Raw genomic sequence first — 19,700 nt, forward strand, 5'->3', positions numbered from 1 at the left:
CGTCAACCTCCAAGGCCATAACAAATACGTTCAGGCTGGCGCGCCGCCGCAACGGCACGAACTCTTGCTTTGACAATTCCAGCCCGCCTGATATCATTTGCATACGAATGAATTTGACCGGTGTGAAACCGGCAGAAAGCCTGAAGCCCGGGCGCTTTGGGAGGGCCAAGTGGGAATGGTCCGTTTCTGGGAAGGTTCTGGAAGGCAGAGCGTGATCCGTTACGCGAAACCCACCACGGTCGAGGAGGCGCTCGCTCTGCTTGGCGAGGATCGCTGGCGGATTCTGGCCGGCGGCACGGATTTTTATCCAGCACAGGGCGCAAAACCGTTCCGCGACAACATCCTCGACATCAACGGCCTGGCCGCGTTGCGCGGCATCGCCGAGACCGGCGAGCATTGGCGCGTCGGCGCCCGCACCACCTGGACCGACATTGTCCGCCAAAAACTGCCGGGCGCGTTCGATGCTCTGAAATCGGCCGCGCGTGAAGTCGGCTCGGTGCAGATCCAGAATCTCGCCTCCATCGCCGGCAATCTCTGCAACGCCTCGCCTGCCGCCGATGGCGTGCCAGCGCTGCTGGTGCTCGATGCCGATGTCGAGCTGAAGTCCGCGCGGGCGACCCGTCACCTGCCGATCGGCGACTTCATCCTCGGCAATCGCCGCACCGCGCTGCAGCCGGGCGAGATGGTCACCGCCATTCGCGTGCCGAAGCGTTCTGCTGTCGGCTCGTCTGCCTTCGTCAAGCTTGGCGCGCGGCGTTATCTCGTCATTTCCATCGCCATGGCGGCGGCGCGGCTGGTGATCGAAGACGGCGTCGTCGCCGATGCGGCCGTTGCCGTCGGCGCATGCTCCGCGGTCGCGCGTCGCCTCGTCGGTGTCGAGACGGCGTTGCGTGGCAAGCCGGTCTCGGCCGCGCTTGCCGACGCGGTGTTTTCGGCGCCGATCGATGAACTCTCACCCATCGCCGATGTGCGCGGCAGCGCCGAGTACCGGCAGGACGCGGCGCGCGAGATCGTCGTCCGCGCCGTGCGTGCTGCAGCCGGGTTGGACGAAGGCAAGGTGGCGGCATGAGCATGACCCGATCCGGCATGACCCGGTCCGGCATGGAACGCGCCGACATCGCCTTTGAGGTCAACGGCGCCGCCGTCAGCGTTTCGGTGCCGCCGGTGCGGCGTCTGTCGCAAGTCCTGCGCGACGAACTGCGGCTGACCGGAACCAAGGTCGGCTGCGACGCCGGCGATTGCGGCGCCTGCACGGTGTTGGTCGACGGCAATCCGGTCTGTGCCTGCCTGGTGCCGGCGGCTTCGGTGACGGGCGCTTCCGTCACCACCGTCGAAGGCCTTGCCAATGGCCGTCTGTCGGCGCTGCAGGCCTCGTTCCTGGAACATGGCGCCGCGCAATGCGGCATCTGCACGCCCGGCCTGCTGGTTGCGGCCACAGCGCTTCTGGAGCGCAACCCGACGCCAAGCGAAGCCGAAACGCAGGATGCGCTGGGCGGCGTGCTCTGCCGCTGCACCGGCTACCGGAAGATCGTCGCGGCGGTGATGCAGGCCTCGCAGCATGTGAACGGCGTCGATCTCCGCCTGCCAGAGGCCGGCCATGCGGTCGGCGCCTCGCCGATCCGGCTCGATGGCGTGCCGAAGGTCAATGGCACCGAGAAGTTTGGCGGCGATTCCTTCCCGGCCGATGCGCTGTCGGTGCTGGTGGTGCGCTCGCCGCATTATCATGCCGGCTTCAGCTTCGGCGATATCGAGGCCTGGGTCAAAGCGCATCCCGGCATCACCGGTGTCTTCACCGCTGCCGACATTCCCGGCAAGAATTGTTTTGGCGTCATCGGCCCCTTCGCCGACCAGCCGGCGCTGGCCGAGGGTGCGGCCCGCCTGCGCGGCGAGGCGGTGGCGCTGGTGGCGGGCGAGCGCGAGACGATCCTCGATCTCGACCTAGCGGATTTTCCAATCACCTGGACCGAGCGGCCGCATGTGCTGCAGCCGCGCGAGGCGAAGGCCGAGGGTGCGGCGCCCATCCACCAGCATCGCCCGGCGAACCTGCTCACCTCCGGCTATGTCGAGCGCGGCGATGCGGAAGGCGCCCTCGCCGGTGCCGCGGTCACGGCTTCGGGCGCCTTTGAGACCTCCTTCGTCGAGCATGCCTATATCGAGCCGGAAGCCGGCTACGCTTACATGGATGGCGACACGCTGGTCGTCGTCGCCTGCACCCAGGCGCCCTATATGGACCGTGACGACACGGCCAAGGTGCTGGGCCTGCCGGTCGAGAAGGTGCGCATCGTGCCGACCGCCACCGGTGGCGGTTTTGGTTCCAAGCTTGATGTCTCGCTGCAGCCGCTGATCGGCCTCGTGGCGATGAAGACAGGCCGGCCGGCGGCGCTCGCCTACACCCGCAACGAATCCATGATGTCGACCACCAAGCGCCATCCGGCAGAGATGAAAGCGACGATCGGCACCGATGGCGAGGGACGTGTCACCGGCATGGTGTTCGAGGGCGATTTCAACACTGGCGCCTATGCCAGCTGGGGCCCGACGGTGGCCAATCGCGTGCCGGTGCATGCCTCCGGCCCCTATGCCACGCCGAACTATCGCGCGACCGGCTATGCCATCCACACCAATGGCCCGATCGCCGGCGCCTTCCGTGGCTTCGGCGTGCCGCAGGCGACCATCATGCAGGAAACGCTCTATGACGAGCTCGCCGGCAAGCTGGGCATCGACCGGCTCGACTTCCGCCTGAAGAACTGCCTGCGCGATGGCTGCGAGACCGTCACCGGACAGCGCCTGGAATCGGGCGTCGGCATCGGCGAATGCCTGGAGCAGCTTCAGCCGCATTGGACCCGTGCGGTGGCCGAGGCAGAAGCATTCAATGCCACCAGCACCGCAAGCAAGCGCGGCGTCGGGGTGGCGTCCTGCTGGTATGGCTGCGGCAACACCTCGCTGCCCAATCCCTCGACCATCAAGGTCGGCATCTCGGCCGCCGGCGAAGTGATCCTGCATCAGGGCGCGGTCGATATCGGCCAGGGCTCCAACACCGTCATCACCCAGATCTGCGCCGACGCGCTCGGCCTGCCGCTGGAAAAATTCAAACTGCGCAGCGCCGATACCGCGATCAGCCCCGACGCCGGCAAAACATCGGCTTCGCGCCAGACCTTCGTCACCGGCAAGGCGGCCGAGAAGTCGGGCCGCGCCTTGCGCGACAAGATCCTGCGTTTCGCCAACGTTTCGGAAAACGCTTCCCTTGATCTCGACGGTTCGACGATCGTCATCCATCAGGGCGAGGCCACCCGCCGCATCGATCTCGCCGCGCTCGATACGGATGCCGACGACTTGGTCTTCGTCGCCGAGGAAACTTACGACCCGCCGACGCTGCCGCTCGACGCCAAGGGCCAGGGCAAGCCTTACGCGCTTTACGGCTATGGCGCACAGATCGCCGAGCTCGAGGTCGATCTGAAGCTTGGCACGGTGAAGCTCATCAAGATCACCGCCGCCCACGATGTCGGCAAGGCGATCAACCCGGTGCTGGTCGAGGGCCAGATCGAGGGTGGCATCGCGCAAGGCATCGGCATGGCGCTGATGGAGGAATATATTCCCGGCCGCACTGAGAATTTGCACGACTACCTCATCCCGACCATCGGCGACGTGCCGCCGGTCGAGCACATATTGGTCGAGGTTCCCGACCCCGAAGGACCCTTCGGCGCCAAGGGCCTGGGCGAGCATGTGCTGATCCCGACCGCGCCGGCGATCCTCAACGCCATCCGCCATGCCACCGGCGTCCTAGTCACCAAGGTGCCGGCGACGCCGAGCCGCATCCTGGCGGCGATCCGCGAGAAGGAGGCGCGCCGATGAGCGAGCTTGCCGAACGTTTCGAAACCCATGATCCGGGTGCAAAACAGGTGGCGGAAAAGATCCGCTGCGATGCCTGTCCGGTCATGTGCTACATCGCCGACGGCCGCACCGGTGCCTGCGACCGCTACGGCAATGTCGGCGGCCGCATCGTGCGCATGGACCCGCTCACCATCCTCGACCACGCGGCCGAGACCGGCGGCGCGGTCGTGCCGTTCGTCGCCGAGGGCGAGGCGTGGAATGGCGAACTGGTCAACACCGGCCGCCGCTTCGTCACCGCTATCGGCGCCGGCACCACCTATCCCGATTATAAGCCGGCGCCGTTCATCGTCAGCCAGGAGGTCGAGGGCGTCGATCTCGTCACCGTCGTCACAGAGGGGATCTTCTCCTATTGCGGCGTCAAGGTGAAGATCGACACCGACCGCCATATCGGCGACGAGACGGCGACGGTGCGCGCCGAAGGCGAGGCGATCGGCCATGTCACGACAGGCGAATACGGCTCGCAGATGCTGTCGCTCGGCGGCGTCCATCACCTCACCGGCGGCTCCAAGCAGGAAGGCCGCGCCACCTGCGACGCGCTGCTCAACCTGTGCAACCGCAAGCCGGTCGAACTCACCATCGATGGCGGCGCCACAATCATCGTCGAGGCCGGCAAGGCGCCGGTCATCGACGGCAAGGTCGAGCACCGCATGCGCGTCGGCTGCGGCTCGGCCACCATCGGCATGTTCGCCACGCAATGGCGCGGGTTGGTCGATGAGGTGGTGGTGGTCGACGACCACATCACCGGCGTCGTCTCCGAGCATCAGGCCGGCAAGGTGCTGGGCTGGGAGGATACGGGCATAAAGATCATCGGCCGCCGTTCGACGCCCGGTCGCTATTTCAAGGTGTCTGAACCCGGCCTCGGCTGGGGCGGTACGACGATCTCCGATCCGCTGTCGATCCTCGGCGACTGGAACGCCAAGAAGGGCGCGCGCCCCGGCCTGTCGCTGCTGATGGTGTCGACCACCGGTGAGCAGTTCGCCTATTACGAGCTCGACGACGAGCTGAAGCCTGTCCAAAAGCCTTTTCCGGATCGGCTGCAAAAGTCCGTCGGCTTGATTGAAGACAATTGCGAGCCGGCGCTCTGCACCGTGCTGTTCATCGGCGGCGCCGGCGGCTCGCTGCGTGCCGGCGTCACCGAGAACCCGGTCAATCTCACCCGCTCGGTGCAGGGCCTGAAGACCTACGTCACCGTTGGCGGCGCGCCGGTCTATGTCTGGCCGGGCGGCGGCATCACGCTGATGGTCGACGTCACCCGCGTGCCGGAAGGCGCTTTCGGCTATGTGCCGACGCCGGCGCTGGTGGCGCCGATCGAATTCACGCTGCGCCGCGACGACTATGTCCGCCTCGGCGGCTATGAGAACGAGATTCGCAGCGTCGAGGATATCCTCGCCCGGGGCGGCGAGTATCTCAATCCGCGCAGCAGTGCCGGCGCCCCTCGCAGCAATCCCTGGCCGCCGCTGGCGCAACTGCGGCGCGCCGCGGCCAACGGTGCCGGCTGATGAACGGCCCACAGGCGCATTGGCTTGCCGACGGCAGGCGGTTGCATCTCAACCACGGGCCGATCGACCTGATCGTCGAGGCATTCGGCGCGCCGGATGAATGCCGTGCCGCTTACGAGCAGGCGGTCGCACGCTTCCGGACGATCCTGATCGAGGTGGTCGAGGAGCTTCCCGAATTACGCCTGCCGGCCTTCTTCCTGGCGCCGCGCGCTTTCGCCGGCCCGACGGCGCGCCGCATGGAAGCGGCCGTCATGCCGTTGGCTGAATGCTTCATCACGCCGATGGCCGCCGTAGCCGGTTCGGTAGCCGACGAAATTCTCGGCGCGCTCCTCTCCGGCCGCCGGCTCGACCGCGCTTACGTCAACAATGGCGGCGACAGCGCTCTCCATCTCGCCGGAGGCCAGTCGATGACTGTGGCGATCGCCGGCACCGGCAACGGCATGGCAGATCGCGTCGCCATCCGCGCCGAGGATGGCGTGCGCGGCGTCGCCACCAGCGGCTGGCGCGGCCGGTCGTTTTCCCTGGGCATCGCCGATGCCGTCACCGTTCTCGCGGCGACCGGCGCCGAGGCCGACGCCGCGGCAACGCTGATCGCCAATGCCGTCGACCTGCCGGGACATCCGGCCATTGCGCGTGTTCCGGCGCGTGAGCTTTCGCCCGACAGCGATCTCGGCGAGCAACTGGTGACGCAAAGCGTCGGCGCGCTTTCGACGGGCGAGGTTGCCCGGGCGCTGGACAACGGCCTTGCCGTCGCAGAAGATTTTCGCCGGCGCGGCCTGATCGCCGCATCGGCGCTGTTCCTGGCGGGCGATGCCCGCATCAGCGGCTCGGTGAAGCTCGCCGCGCCCAACAAGCATGCAGAGGAGGAGTTTGCCCATGCCTGAGTTTCCGATCCGCAAGATCGCCGTGCTCTCGGAAGAAATCTTCCACGAGGGCGGCCCCGTGGCCAGTGCGCCGCGCCGGCGCGCCGCCGCCCTTGCCGTGGTCAGGAACCCCTTCGCCGGCCGTTACGTCGAGGAACTGCAAGGCGCGATGGAAGACTTGAAACCGCTCGGGCTTCTGCTCTCCGACAGACTGATCGCGGCGCTCGGCGGCGACGTCAAGAAGATCGACGGCTACGGCAAGGGCGCCATCGTCGGCACGGCCGGCGAATTGGAGCATGGCGCGCTCTGGCATGTGCCGGGCGGCTACGCCATGCGCGAGCGGCTGGGCGACGCCAAGGCGATCGTGCCTTCGGCCAAGAAGGTCGGCGCCTTCGGCTCGAAGCTCGACGTGCCGCTCGGCCATATCAACGCCGCCTATGTGCGCAGCCATTTCGACGCCATGGAGGTCGGCATCAGCGACGGTCCGCGCCCCGACGAGATCCTGTTCTGCCTCGCCATGACCTGCGGCCCGCGCGTCCACAACCGCATGGGCGGCCTGGCAGCCGACGACATCAAGGCATGGGACGGCTTGAGATGAGCGGCGAGGACAATCTGCTGCGGCTGGTCGAGGCCGATGAGCCGGACGAAAACAACTACCACCTGCAGGACCAGGTCGGCTTCATCCTGCGCAAGGCGCATCAGCGCCATGTCTCGATATTCGCTACGCATATCGATGATTTGACGCCGCCGCAATTCGCGGCTCTGGCCAAGCTCTACGATATCGGCGAGACCTCGCAGAACCAGCTCGGAACGCTGATCGCCATGGACGCCGCCACGGTGAAAGGCGTCATCGACCGGCTGAAGGCGCGCGGCCTGGTCGAGCTCTCCAAGCATGAGGTCGACAAGCGCCGGCTGCTGGTCAATCTGACGCCGGAAGGCCGTGAGGCGATCGAGCGGCTGATCCCCCTGGCCCGCACGATCACCGGGGAAACGCTGGCGCCGCTGACCGCCAAGGAAGCCGCGACATTCCTGCGGCTGCTGGCGAAGCTGGCCTAGCTATACTGTATCGGCCGGGCTGCCGGCGCTGGGTATAATGTCTCCGCCAAAGCCTTGGAAGCGCCGAGTGTGTTGTCGATGGGTCGAGTGCGTTGCCAGATCACGGCGACGACCAATATCGCGACATAGCCGTCGACGGAATAATGCCAGCCGGTATAGACCGAGCCGAACAGGATGAACATCGCGAATACCCAGCCCGCTACGCCGAACCAGCGATTGAGCCGCGCAAGGTAGAGCGCGTTCAACGTGGCGATCGCGACATGCATGCTGGGCATGGCGGAGATCCCGGTGCCGAAGGCCGCTGTCCCGGTCCGATAGTTCCGCATCAGGTAGTCCGAGTAGTGGAGCACTTGTTCGTTAGAGGGAAATTGACGCAGCGCCCTCAACAGACCCTCATAGCGAGTGCCGCTGTATAACTGGTCATAAAATAGCGGGCCAGCCGACGAGAGCAGCGTCGCCAGCATTGTTCCGACCACCACCGTGGTGAGGACGAGCGCCGCAAGATAGCGAAGATGCGGAGCCCTGTTGGCATAGAGAGCCGCATACATCGCCATGCCGAACCATTCCAGGAACCAGATCCTGGAATAGGCTACGTCGACAAGCCAGGCCAGGCCGTCGGAATCGAAGGCATGCGCGATTTTCCACGGCGCTTGCCCGTGAAGGAGTTCGCCCAGGTCGGCAAGAGCATTGTCGCAGTAAAAGGGCACGATCTTTGGGATGTTCACCTTGTAGGTTGTGAATGCGGCCAGCAGCAGAACAAAGATCGCGACTATGACCGCCGCCTGCCTCCCACGCGCGCGGAGCAGTTGGATGACGAAGCTGATTGGTGCTTTTGGCGCGGTGAACACGGCCGACGAAACGAGCGCAAGCAAGAGCGTCATCGGGCCGATGGCAATGAGTTTCGCCAGATAGATGTAAAGCACTTCGCCGAAAGCCGTCGGCCAGATCAGTGCCGCGCCGAACGTGTAGAGGAGGCACAGTGCTACAAGTTTCAGTGAGATATCAACTAGCCGGTCATCGACGCCGGCTTGCTCTATCTGTATCCGCCACCCGCGGCCGATAGCCGCGAGGCCCCTATCCAAAGAGTCCACGAACGCCCCCTCAAGCGCCCTAGATTTTAGACCTTTCTTTTATAAGAGAGGGCTTAATACATGCTTAGAAACGCGCTCAAAAAACAAAGCAATTGGGGATTCCTAAAGCGCACAACGATCTATTCTGCGGCGCTAATGCATGTCGCCCAAAAGTGACCTCGGTTTTGGGAGAACGACATGCATAAAAATAGGGACCTAAAGCGCGTCGCCTGAATCCGTTTCAACGCGACGCGCTTTAGGGTTCGGAAATTGCGACACCGAACATCTCCCCGGCCTGCTCGGCGGTGTAGTATCCGAGCCTGACATCCTCGGCGACCTGCTTCGGGTCGCGCTCGCGCGGGTCGCCATAGCCGCCGCCGCCCGGCGTGCCGACGCGCACGCGGTCGCCGGCCTTGAGCGCGATGTCCTGTTCCTTGGAAAGATGCGGCGGCACATGCGCCTCGCCGCCGCGGAACACGGTCACGCTGTTCGGCGCGCCGTCCTTGCCGCCGAGCGCGCCCTGCGGGCCGAAGCGGCCGTGGTCCATGACGAAGGAGGCGCGGGCGTCGCCGCGCAAGATCTCGACCTCATAGGCGAGCCCGAAGCCGCCGCGATGCTTTCCCGCGCCGCCCGAGCCTTCGCGCAGCGCATAGTGCCGGTAGAGCACCGGGAAAGCCTGCTCCATGATCTCGACCGGCGGCGATTTGGAAATTCCGATGGTCGAGCAGCCATTGCTCAGACCGTCATGGCCTGCATTGCCGCCATAGCCGCCGCCGGAAATCTGGTACATGACATAGTCGCGGCCGCGCGCCGGATCGTTGCCGCCGAGCGCGAAATTGCCGCTGGAACCCGCGGGTGCGGCCGTCACCTTCTCCGGCAAGGCCTGCACCATGGCCGCGAACACCGCTTCGGCGATGCGCTGCGAGACTTCGGCCGCGCAGCCCGATACGGGGCGCGGATATTTGGCGTCGAGGAAGGTGCCTTCCGGCCGCTTGACGTTCAGCGGCTCGAAGGCGCCGGCGCTGATCGGCACTTCCGGGAAGATGTGGCGCATGGCGAGGTAGACCGACGACAGCGTCGTCGCCAGCACGCTGTTCATTGGCCCGGCGCAGGGTTTCGATGAGCCTGCAAAGTCGAAGGTCAGCGCGTCGCCTTTTTTCTCGACGGCCAGATTGATGGTCAGCGGCTCGTTCACCACCCCGTCGGAATCGACGAAGGCCTGCGAGCGGTAGATGCCATCGGGGATGGCGGCGATCGAGGCGCGCATCTGTTCGGCGGCGCGGCGGCGCAGCTCGGCGATCGCTTCGACGACGGTTTCGTCGCCGTAACGATCCAGGATTTCGTTGAGCCTGTCCTGGCCGATCAGCAGCGCCGCCGCCTGCGCGCGGATGTCGCCGATGCGCTGGTCGGCGACACGGATGTTGGAGCAGATGATGGCGTAGATCTCGGGATCGAGCACGCCCTTCTTGAACAGCTTTACCGGCGGCAGTCGCAAGCCTTCCTGCTCGACGGCGGTGGCCGAAGCCGAGAAGCCGCCCGGCACCGAGCCGCCGATATCCGGCCAGTGGCCGGTGTTGGACAGCCAGCAAAAGATCTTGCCGCCGCGATAGACCGGCATGACGAAGCGCACATCCATCAGATGCGTGCCGCCGAGATAGGGGTCGTTGACAATGTAGATGTCGCCCGGCTCCGGCGCCAGGCAACGGCCGTCGGCGATCATCTCGATCACCGTCTTGGTCGAATACTGCATCACGCCGACGAACACCGGCAGGCCTTGGCTGCCTTGGGCGATAAGCGAGCCGTCGACGGCCGAATAGATGCCGTCCGAGCGGTCATTGGCCTCGGCGATGACCGGCGAGAAAGCCGCGCGGGAAAAGGTCAGGTCCATCTCGTCGCAGACCTGCTGCAGGGCCGCCTGCAGCACCGAAAGCGTGATCGTGTCGAGCTTTGTCATCTCAAGCCTCGCCGATGTCGATGATGATGTTGCCGTCCGCGTCCGAGCGCGCCCGGTCGCCGGGCTCCAGCACCGTGGTGGCGTCCATCTGTTCCAGGATCGCCGGCCCTTCGATCGTTGCGTCGAGCGGCAGTTTTTCTCTGCTATAGACCGGCGTGTCGTGCCAGGCGCCGTGATACCAGACCGGCCGAATTTCGCGCCGCGCCTCCTCGAGCGTCGGCGCGCGCCCTGCAGGGTCGATCAGCCGCGACAGGTCGATCTGCGGCCGCACGCCGGTGACCGAGGTGTTGAGGTTGACGAGGTTGGCGCGGATTTCCGGCAGCTCGACCTTGAAGCGCGCGAAATAGGCTTTCTCGAACAGCTGCTGCAGCGTTTCTCGTGAAACCGAGGACGACGGCAGCGGCACGTTGATGATGTGCGTCTGGCCGACGAACTGCATGTCGGCCGAATGGGTGACGCGGATCGCATCCGGCTTAACCGCTTCCTTGGCGATCAGCGCCTCGCCTTCATCCCGGTGCCGTTCCAGCACCTCGCGAAGCTTTGCTTCATCGAGCGCGCCGACCGGTATGTTGATTGTGTTGACGAAGTCGTGCCGCAGATCGGCGACGACGCAGCCAAGCGCATTGGTGATGCCTGGACGCGCCGGCACCAGCACGCGCGGCAGGCCGAGCTCGCGCGCAAGGGCTGTGGCATGCAGCGGCCCGGCGCCGCCGAAGGCGAACAGCGCGAAATCGCGCGGGTCGTGGCCGCGCGACACCGAGACCATGCGGATGGCGCCCGCCATTTTCATGTTGCCGAGCCGCAGCACCGCGCCCGCCGCCTCGACGCCGGAAAGGCCTGTCCTCTTGCCGATCTTATCCTCGAAGATGCCGGTGACGCGCTCGACGGTCACCGGATTGTCGACCGCGAGCAGCTTCTTCGGCGCCAGCCGTCCCAGCACCAGATTGGCGTCGGTGATGGTCGGCTCAACGCCGCCGCGCCCGTAGCAGATCGGGCCTGGATTGGCGCCGGCGCTTTCCGGGCCGATCTGGATCAGCCCGGCCGCATCGACGCGCGCGATCGAGCCGCCGCCGGCGCCGACCGTGTGCACCGCCACCATAGGCACATGGATCGGCATCGCATATTCGATCTCGATCTCGTTGGAGACGGCCGGTTCGGCATTCCGGATCAGCGCCACGTCGGTCGAGGTACCGCCCATGTCGTAGGTGACGAGGTTGCCGAAGCCGGCGCGCTTGCCCGTATAGGCGGCGGCGATCACGCCGGAAGCGGGCCCCGACATCACCGTCTTCGCCGATTCCAGCGTGACGAAGCGCGCCGAGATCATGCCGCCATTGCCGTTCATGATCAGGAAGTCGCGCGCATAGCCTTGCGCCGCGAGCTCCTTGCGCAGCCGCTCGACATAGCGCTCCAGGATCGGCTGCACCGAGGCGTTGACCGAAGCCGTCACGCCGCGTTCGAACTCGCGCGCCTCAGACAGCAGTGCATGTCCGGCGGTGATGTGGCCGTTCGGCCAAAGCTCGGCGGCAATCTCGGCCGCGCGCCGTTCGTGAGAGGGGTTTGCGTAGGAGTGGAGGAAGTGGATGACGAGGGACTCGCAGCCGGCGTCGAGCAGCTTCTGCACCGCGTCGCGCATCTCGGCTTCGTCGAGCGGAACGCGGACGGTGCCGGACGCCTCGACGCGCTCCGACACTTCGAGCCGAAGGTCACGCGGAATGACCGGCACGAAGGTTCCGGTCATGCCGTAAGGCTGCGGCCTTGTGCGCCGGCCAAGCTCGATCACATCGCGAAAGCCGCGCGTCGTGATCATGCCGGTCCTGGCCAGGCGGCGCTCCAGCACGGCGTTGGTGGTGGTCGTGGTGCCATGCACGATGAGGTCGATGCCGTCGATCGGAAAGCCGGTCGCGCCGAGCGCCGAGACCACGCCGAAGGCCTGGTTTTCGACGGTGGTCGGCGTCTTGGCGATATGCACCTTGCCGCCCGCCTTGCCGTCGATCAAAAGCAGGTCGGTGAAGGTTCCGCCGACGTCGATGCCTGCCACGACGCTACCCGCCGACGCTGAAAAATTCTCATTCATTGCCGAAACCCGAAACAGCAGGACTACGGATATGCCTCGGTTTGGAAAGGCATTTTACGTCGCCATCTTGACCTGGAGATCATTTGTATACTAATAAGTTTCCGACACAAGAGCTTACTGCTTGTCAGTGTGTGAGCAGCACGCCGGGACCTGACCGTTCGGGCGCGCAGGACAGAGTTTGGCGCCAGCGGGTCTCGTCTGGCATGGAAAGTTGGGCTTGATGAACACGACATCCGCCTTGAACGTCGCCGGCGTAAAGCCGCTGCAGTTCCCGATCCCGGCCAATGTCTATGCCGAGACCGTGGTGTCGGTGAAGCATTACACCGACCGGCTGTTCTCCTTCCGCATCACCCGCCCGCAGTCGCTGCGCTTCCGCTCCGGCGAGTTCGTCATGATCGGCCTGCCCAATGCCGAAAAGCCGATCTTCCGCGCCTATTCGGTCGCCAGCCCCGCCTGGGACGAGGAGCTTGAATTCTTTTCGATCAAGGTGCCGGACGGCCCGCTGACCTCCGAGCTGCAGAAGATCCAGGTCGGCGACACCGTCATCATGCGCCAGAAGTCGACCGGCACGCTGGTGCTCGACGCGCTGACGCCCGCCAGGCGCGTGTTCATGATCTCGACCGGCACCGGCATCGCGCCCTTCGCCAGCCTGCTGCGCGATCCCGACACCTATGAGAAGTTCGACCAAGTCATCCTCACCCACACCTGCCGCGACAATGCCGAGCTGACCTATGGCCAGGAGCTGGTGGCAGCACTTGAGAGCGACCCGCTGATCGGCGAGTTGACCGGCGGCCGCGTCACGCTCTACAATTCGACCACCCGCGAGGAATCGGCGCGCATGGGCCGCATCACCGCGCTGATCGGCTCGGGTAAGTTCTACACCGATCTCGGTATCGACAAGCTCAACCCCGAGACCGACCGCATCATGATCTGCGGTTCGATGCACATGCTGAAGGACGTCAAGGAACTGGCCGAAAGTCTCGGCTTCCAGGAAGGTTCGTTGAGCCATCCGGCCAGCTTCGTCGTCGAGCGCGCCTTCGTCGGCTGAGGCTTATCGCAGTCCGCCAGCTCTGTTGGAGGCGTCCGAGAGTAGCGACGACATTCGCGCTTCGTCATTCTAGGGCGGAGCAAGGAGCGGAGCGACGCGCGCAGACCCTAGAATCCATGCCGTTACGCTAAAGCGTTGCAGCGGTTACAGAATTCTGCGCCGTTGCACTCTGTGGCAGAGGTCACGGAATGGATACTCGGGTCAAGCCCGAGTATGACGAAGGGATGGGCGTTTCGGCCAATCTCCAACGCCGGGAGCGCCTACTCAGTAAGACGCTTTGACCATACGGTCAAAAAATCTGCTGCCTGAGCAGCCTTTTTCCGCTATGAGCCTTTGAAAGACTCGTGAAGCACCGCTTCACGGGCTATCCTTGTGCGTGTCGCCCAAAAGTGTTGAGCGGTTTTGGGAACACGACACGCACCAAGAAAAGCGGTGTGAGCCGTCGATGAAAGGGCAGGAGATGAGCACGATCCGCGAAGCAGGCGCCGGCGCCTCCAAGGTGATGCCGCTGCCGGCGCGCGCCGCCGCCAACACGCCTGTGCCGTTGGAGCACGGCATTGCCCGCAACCCCGGCATGAAGCTCGATCTCGGCTTCCTGGAATCGGTGCGTAGCGTCAACCGCTCGGCGCTGGAGCGCCGCGTCGCCACGCTGACCAAGCGACGCTCGATCAAGGCCGACAACCAGGCCGCCTGGCTGCTGCGGGCGATTGCCTGCATGGACCTCACCACGCTGAATTCCAACGACACCGACGAGCGCGTGCGCCGGCTCTGCGCCAAGGCGATCAACCCGCTGCGCCGGGATATCGTCGAGGGCCTCGGCATTGCGGGCGAAACGATCCGCCCGGCGGCGGTCTGCGTCTACCATCCCTTCGTCGCCACCGCGGTGGACGCCGTGCGCGGCACCGGCATCCATGTCGCCGCGGTCTCCACCGCCTTCCCGCACGGCCTTGCGCCGCTTTCGACCCGCCTGCAGGAGATCGAGGCATCGGTGAAGGACGGCGCCGACGAGATCGACGTCGTCATTCCGCGCGGCCTGGTCTACGGCGCCAAATGGCGCGAGTTGTTCAACGAGATCGTCGCCATGCGCGCCGCCTGCGGCGAGGCGCATCTGAAAGTCATCCTCGGCACCGGCGACCTCGCCACTTTGCGCAACGTCATGCTCGCCTCCATGGTGGCGATGATGGCGGGCGCCGATTTCATCAAAACCTCGACCGGCAAGGAAAGCGTCAACGCCACGCTTCCCGTCGGCCTTGCCATGGTGCGCGCCATCCGCGCCTATTTCGAGGAAACCGGCTATCTGATCGGCTTCAAGCCGGCCGGCGGCATTTCGACAGCGAAAGTCTCGCTCGACTGGCTGGTGCTGATGAAGGAAGAACTCGGCCGGCCGTGGCTGGAACCGGATCTGTTCCGCTTCGGCGCGTCCAGCCTGCTCACCGACATCGAGCGCCAGCTCGAGCACCATCTGACCGGCCACTATTCGGCCAACCATCGCCACGCGATGGCTTGAGGCGAGTGAAGGCCTTGAACGTCGAGTTCCTTCGCGCCCCCCTCTGTCCTGCCGGACATCTCCCCCACAAGGGGGGAGATCAGCTTGCGCCTCTGTCCGCCCCAATCCTGCAACGCTGGCGATTGGCGAAATCGCCGATGACGGCCAATCTCCCCCCAAGTGGGGGAGATGTCCGGCAGGACAGAGGGGGGCGCCGTAGAGCACCCACTTATCCAGAAATCTCCTCCGGGAGGAGCGCCCCATGAACATCCTCGAACGCTATCACGCCATGGAATACGGCCCGGCGCCGGAAGCCCGCAACGAGGCCGACGCCTGGCTCGCCGGGCGCGATTTCGCCAAAGCGCTGTTCATCGACGGCGGCTGGAAAGCGGCTGCCAGCGGCAAGACCTTCGAAACCAGCGAACCGTCCTCCGGCAAGCTGCTCGCCAAGGTCTCGGATGCCGGCGCCGCCGATATCGACGCCGCGGTCGCGGCCGCCACCAAGGCGCTGCCGAAATGGTCGGCGTCTTCGGGTTACGCGCGCGCAAAAGTGCTCTACGCCATCGGCCGCGCCATGCAGCGCCACCAGCGCCTGTTCGCGGTTCTGGAATCGATCGACAACGGCAAGCCGATCCGCGAAAGCCGCGACATCGACGTGCCGCTGGCCATCCGCCATTTCATCCACCATGCCGGCTGGGCGCAGACGCTGGACAAGGATTTTCCCGATCACAAGCCGGTCGGCGTCGTCGGCCAGGTCATTCCGTGGAATTTCCCGCTGCTGATGCTGGCCTGGAAGATCGCGCCGGCGCTGGCCGCCGGCTGCACCGTGGTGTTGAAGCCGGCCGAATTCACGCCGCTCACCGCCATCCTGTTCGCCGAAATCTGCGAGCGCGCCGGCGTGCCGAAGGGCGTCGTCAACATCGTCCAGGGCGGGCCTGAGGCGGGTGCTGCGATCGTCAACCATTCCGGCATCCAGAAGATCGCCTTCACCGGCTCTTCGGAAGTCGGCAAGATCATCCGCAAGGCCACCGCCGGCTCAGGGAAAAAACTGTCGCTGGAGCTTGGCGGCAAGTCGGCCTTCATCGTCTTCGAGGATGCCGATCTCGACAGCGCCGTTGAGGGCCTCGTCGACGGCATCTGGTTCAACCAGGGCCAGGTCTGCTGCGCCGGTTCGCGCCTGCTGGTCCAGGAAGGCATTGCCGAGGCTTTGATTGCCAAGGTCAAGGTCAGGATGAGCCGGCTGCGCGTAGGCAGCCCGCTCGACAAGAACACCGATATCGGCCCGCTGGTCGACCGCACCCAGCTCGACCGCGTCAAGGGCCTGATCGCCGAAGGCGCCAAGCAGGGCGCTGTCTGCTGGCAGCCGGACGCCACGTTGCCGTCCTCGGGCTACTATCATTTGCCGACGCTGGCCACAGGTGTATCGCCGGCTAATATCCTGGCGCAGGAAGAGGTGTTCGGGCCGGTGCTCGCCACCATGACTTTCCGCAACACCGAGGAAGCGATCGAACTCGCCAACAACACGCGCTACGGCCTCGCCGCTTCCGTCTGGAGCGAGAACATCAACCTCGCGCTGCATGTCGCGCCGCAGCTGAAGGCCGGCGTGGTTTGGGTCAACGGCACCAACATGTTCGACGCCGCCTGCGGCTTCGGCGGCTATCGCGAAAGCGGTTTCGGCCGCGAGGGCGGCCGCGAAGGCATGTTCGAGTATCTGACGGTGAAGCTGCCGGTCGGCCTGGTCATCAAGCAGGCCGGCGCTGGTTCCGCCCAGCCCGTCGAGCAGGCCGACGGCGGTTCGATCGACCGCACGGCAAAGCTGTTCATCGGCGGCAAGCAGGTGCGGCCGGACGGCAATTATTCGCTTGGCGTCGCCACCGCCAAAGGCAAGCTTGCCGGCGAAGTCGGCCTCGGCAACCGTAAGGATATCCGCGACGCCGTGGCCGCTGCCCGCGCCTGCAAGGCCTGGCCGGAAGCGACCGCCTATAACCGCAGCCAGGTGCTGTATTATCTCGCCGAGAACCTGTCCGGCCGCGCCGATGAGTTTTCCGCGCGTCTTGTCCAACTGACCGGCGTGACGGCAAAGGCAGCACGCGAGGAGGTCGAGCAGTCGATCGAGCGGCTGTTCCTCTATGCCGGTCTCGCCGACAAGTTCGAGGGCCGCGTCCACCAGCCACCGGCCCGCGCCGTGACGCTGGCGCTACATGAGCCGGTTGGCGTCGTCGGCATCGTCGCGCCGGACAACCAGCCGCTGCTCGGCTTCATCTCCCTGGTGGCGCCGGCGCTCGCAATGGGCAACACCGTGGTCGCCGTTCCGTCGGAACGCCACCCGCTTCTGGCGACCGACCTCTACCAGGTGATCGAGTATTCCGACATCCCGGGCGGCGCCATCAACATCGTCACCGGCCGCAGCGCCGAGCTTGCCGGCGTGCTGGCCAAGCACGACGATGTCGACGGGCTCTGGCTGTTTGCCGATGCCGAAACCTGCGCCAAGGCGGAGGCCGATTCCATCGGCAACCTCAAGCGTGTCTGGACCGGCAATGGCCGCAGCCTCGACTGGACGTCCAGCGAGGCGGCCGGCGAGGCCATGCTGCGCCGCGCCATCGAGGTCAAGAACGTCTGGGTGCCTTACGGCGATTAATCGCTTCCGAATGGTTCAAGGCAGCGGAACTTGTTGCCCGGTTGTCATACAAGTAGTTGCATCCCGGCAGGCGATATGCATTAAAGCGGCTGCCGCGAAGGTGATCGCGTTCGGGCTTGACGCCCGAATGTGTGTTCTTTAACGAGAAAAAACATCTTGTCCGTGGCGGATAGCGCGGGTTGGCTGGTATTTGGCCAGCCGCTGGCAATCCGGTCGAATCCAAAGAGCGAGGAGAACAGCATGGCGGATCTTGCAGGCAAGGTCGTCGTCGTCACGGCTGCGGCCCAGGGCATCGGCAAGGCCAGCGCGCTGGCTTTCGCCAAGGCAGGCGCCACCGTTTACGCCACAGACATCAACGACGCCTTGCTGGCCGAACTCGGCAAGACGCCTGGCATCAACATCCGCCGTCTCGACGTCCTCAACGACGCCGCCGTCGCCTCGGCTTTCGCCGAGATCGGCCGTGTCGACGTGCTGTTCAACTGCGCCGGCTTCGTCCACGCGGGCTCGATCCTGGAAATGAAAGACGAGGACCTCGACTTCGCGCTCAACCTCAATGTCCGCTCGATGGTGCGCACCATTCGCGCCGTGCTGCCCGGCATGCTCGAGTGCGGCGACGGTTCGATCATCAACATGGCCTCGCTGGCAAGCTCGCAGAAGGGCGTTCCGAACCGTTTCGCCTATGGCCTGACCAAGGCGGCGGTCATCGGCCTGACCAAGGCCGTCGCCGCCGACTATGTCGCCAAGGGCATCCGCTGCAACGCCATCTGCCCGGGCACCGTCGAAAGCCCGTCGCTGCAGGATCGCATGCATGCGCAGGGCGACTATGATGCGGCGCGCGCGGCCTTCATCGCCCGCCAGCCGATGGGCCGTCTGGGCACGCCCGAAGAAATCGCCGATCTCGCGGTCTACCTTGCCGGCGCCACTTACACATCGGGGCAGGCCTACAACATCGACGGCGGCTGGTCGGTCTGACGACAGGGCCGGAAGGATTGTCGGCCGCATCGAAGCGTCTGAAAATCCTGCGGATCGGCTAGCTGCAACAAATGGCGCGCTTGCCGCCGGGTGGGCCGGCGACTACGGTCCGCGGGCCTTGACGGGAATTTGAAACGGCCGTTGGCCGCAAGCTGGAGAACCAAGATGAAACTGTTGCGCTATGGCGAGGCTGGCAGCGAGAAGCCCGGCCTGCTCGATGCGGATGGCACGATCCGCGACCTTTCGGCCTATGTCGCCGACATTGGCGGGACGACGCTTCATCCGGCCTCGCTGGACATGCTTTCCAAGCTCGATCCGAAATCGCTGCCGGCGGTTTCCGGCAGCCCGCGCATGGGCGCCTGCGTTGCCGGCACCGGCAAGTTCATCTGCATCGGCCTCAACTATTCCGACCACGCCGCCGAGACCGGCGCCACCGTGCCGCCGGAACCGATCATCTTCATGAAGGCAAGCTCGGCCATCGTCGGCCCGGACGACGACGTGCTGATCCCGCGCGGTTCGGTCAAGACCGACTGGGAGGTCGAGCTCGGCGTCGTCATAGGCAAGACGGCGAAATATGTCTCGGAGGACGACGCGCTGGATTACGTCGCCGGCTATTGCGTCTCGCACGACGTCTCCGAGCGCGCCTTCCAGGCCGAGCGCCAGGGCCAGTGGACCAAGGGCAAGTCCTGCGACACGTTCGGCCCGATCGGCCCCTGGCTGGTCACCAAGGACGAGGTCGCCGACCCGCAGAACCTCAAAATGTGGCTGACCGTCAACGGCAAGACTATGCAGAACGGCTCGACCAAGACCATGGTGTACGGCGTCAAATACCTGGTCTCCTATCTCAGCCAGTTCATGTCGCTGCACCCCGGCGACATCATCTCCACCGGCACCCCGCCCGGCGTCGGGCTAGGCATGAAGCCGCCGGTGTTTTTGAAGGCCGGCGACGTTGTCGAGCTCGGCATCGAAGGCATGGGCCAGCAGAAGCAGACGTTCAAGGCGGACATTTAAGCGCACGACTTCCTCTTCTCTCCTTCTGGTATTCCGGAAGGAGAGAACGCGGTTTCGCGCCCTTCCTCTCCCAGCTTGGCGCATGCATTGTCTAATGTAGCGCTGGTCGACCCCCACTCCGTCTCGGCGCTGCGCGCCGAG

14 protein-coding genes are annotated in these 19,700 nt (G+C 65.2%); 11 read left to right on the top strand and 3 right to left on the bottom strand.

Annotated features, from left to right (window positions below; translation table 11 throughout):
- Window positions 1-211: 211 nt before the first annotated feature.
- The 6 genes from FJ988_RS12100 to FJ988_RS12125 are packed head-to-tail and all read left to right on the top strand — an operon-like array spanning window position 212 to window position 7,306.
- Window positions 212-1,069, top strand: coding sequence for a xanthine dehydrogenase family protein subunit M (locus FJ988_RS12100; RefSeq protein WP_140817786.1), 858 nt, complete (start codon window positions 212-214; stop codon window positions 1,067-1,069).
- Window positions 1,066-3,849, top strand: coding sequence for a molybdopterin-dependent oxidoreductase (locus FJ988_RS12105; RefSeq protein WP_140817788.1), 2,784 nt, complete (start codon window positions 1,066-1,068; stop codon window positions 3,847-3,849). Before FJ988_RS12100 ends, FJ988_RS12105 begins: the two co-directional genes overlap by 4 nt.
- Complete coding sequence (locus FJ988_RS12110; protein ID WP_140817790.1) at window positions 3,846-5,387, top strand: 6-hydroxynicotinate reductase; 1,542 nt, start codon at window positions 3,846-3,848, stop codon at window positions 5,385-5,387. The genes FJ988_RS12105 and FJ988_RS12110 overlap by 4 nt, the downstream gene beginning before the upstream one ends.
- Window positions 5,387-6,271 (top strand): UPF0280 family protein, encoded by an 885-nt coding sequence (locus tag FJ988_RS12115; RefSeq protein ID WP_140817792.1) that lies wholly within the window; start codon window positions 5,387-5,389, stop codon window positions 6,269-6,271. The genes FJ988_RS12110 and FJ988_RS12115 overlap by 1 nt, the downstream gene beginning before the upstream one ends.
- The gene (locus FJ988_RS12120; protein ID WP_140817795.1) at window positions 6,264-6,848 is read left to right on the top strand and encodes an amino acid synthesis family protein; all 585 of its coding nucleotides are present in this window, start codon (window positions 6,264-6,266) and stop codon (window positions 6,846-6,848) included. Before FJ988_RS12115 ends, FJ988_RS12120 begins: the two co-directional genes overlap by 8 nt.
- Window positions 6,845-7,306: a MarR family winged helix-turn-helix transcriptional regulator gene (locus tag FJ988_RS12125; RefSeq protein WP_140817797.1), complete on the top strand. Its 462-nt coding sequence runs from the start codon at window positions 6,845-6,847 to the stop codon at window positions 7,304-7,306. Before FJ988_RS12120 ends, FJ988_RS12125 begins: the two co-directional genes overlap by 4 nt.
- On the opposite strand, the gene FJ988_RS12130 is transcribed toward FJ988_RS12125, so the two are convergent.
- From FJ988_RS12130 to FJ988_RS12140, 3 genes are all read right to left on the bottom strand, one after another.
- On the bottom strand, window positions 7,303-8,397 hold the full coding sequence (locus FJ988_RS12130) for a phosphatase PAP2 family protein (protein WP_140817799.1): 1,095 nt from the start codon (window positions 8,395-8,397) through the stop codon (window positions 7,303-7,305). The two genes, FJ988_RS12125 and FJ988_RS12130, sit on opposite strands and share 4 nt — an antisense overlap.
- A gap of 235 nt (window positions 8,398-8,632) precedes the next feature.
- On the bottom strand, window positions 8,633-10,330 hold the full coding sequence (locus tag FJ988_RS12135; protein ID WP_140817801.1) for a hydantoinase B/oxoprolinase family protein: 1,698 nt from the start codon (window positions 10,328-10,330) through the stop codon (window positions 8,633-8,635).
- 1 nt (window position 10,331) lies between these two features.
- Window positions 10,332-12,404, bottom strand: coding sequence for a hydantoinase/oxoprolinase family protein (locus tag FJ988_RS12140; protein WP_140817803.1), 2,073 nt, complete (start codon window positions 12,402-12,404; stop codon window positions 10,332-10,334).
- Window positions 12,405-12,624: 220 nt separating this feature from the next.
- Here FJ988_RS12140 and FJ988_RS12145 point away from each other — a divergent pair, with 220 nt between their 5' ends.
- The 5 genes from FJ988_RS12145 (at window position 12,625) to FJ988_RS12165 (ending at window position 19,559) form a co-directional block, all read left to right on the top strand.
- Entirely contained in the window at window positions 12,625-13,452 is an 828-nt protein-coding gene (locus FJ988_RS12145) for a ferredoxin--NADP reductase (protein WP_140817805.1), read from the top strand.
- 460 nt (window positions 13,453-13,912) lie between these two features.
- Window positions 13,913-14,959, top strand: coding sequence for a deoxyribose-phosphate aldolase (deoC, locus tag FJ988_RS12150; RefSeq protein WP_140817807.1), 1,047 nt, complete (start codon window positions 13,913-13,915; stop codon window positions 14,957-14,959).
- A gap of 241 nt (window positions 14,960-15,200) precedes the next feature.
- Window positions 15,201-17,576: an aldehyde dehydrogenase family protein gene (locus FJ988_RS12155; RefSeq protein WP_140817809.1), complete on the top strand. Its 2,376-nt coding sequence runs from the start codon at window positions 15,201-15,203 to the stop codon at window positions 17,574-17,576.
- A gap of 240 nt (window positions 17,577-17,816) precedes the next feature.
- Window positions 17,817-18,548, top strand: coding sequence for an SDR family oxidoreductase (locus FJ988_RS12160; RefSeq protein WP_140817811.1), 732 nt, complete (start codon window positions 17,817-17,819; stop codon window positions 18,546-18,548).
- Window positions 18,549-18,713: 165 nt separating this feature from the next.
- A complete protein-coding gene (locus FJ988_RS12165; RefSeq protein ID WP_140817813.1) occupies window positions 18,714-19,559 on the top strand; it encodes a fumarylacetoacetate hydrolase family protein in 846 nt (281 codons plus the stop codon).
- Window positions 19,560-19,700 lie beyond the last annotated feature (141 nt).

The organism is Mesorhizobium sp. CU3, assembly GCF_006442965.1.
Taxonomy (GTDB): Bacteria; Pseudomonadota; Alphaproteobacteria; order Rhizobiales; family Rhizobiaceae; genus Mesorhizobium.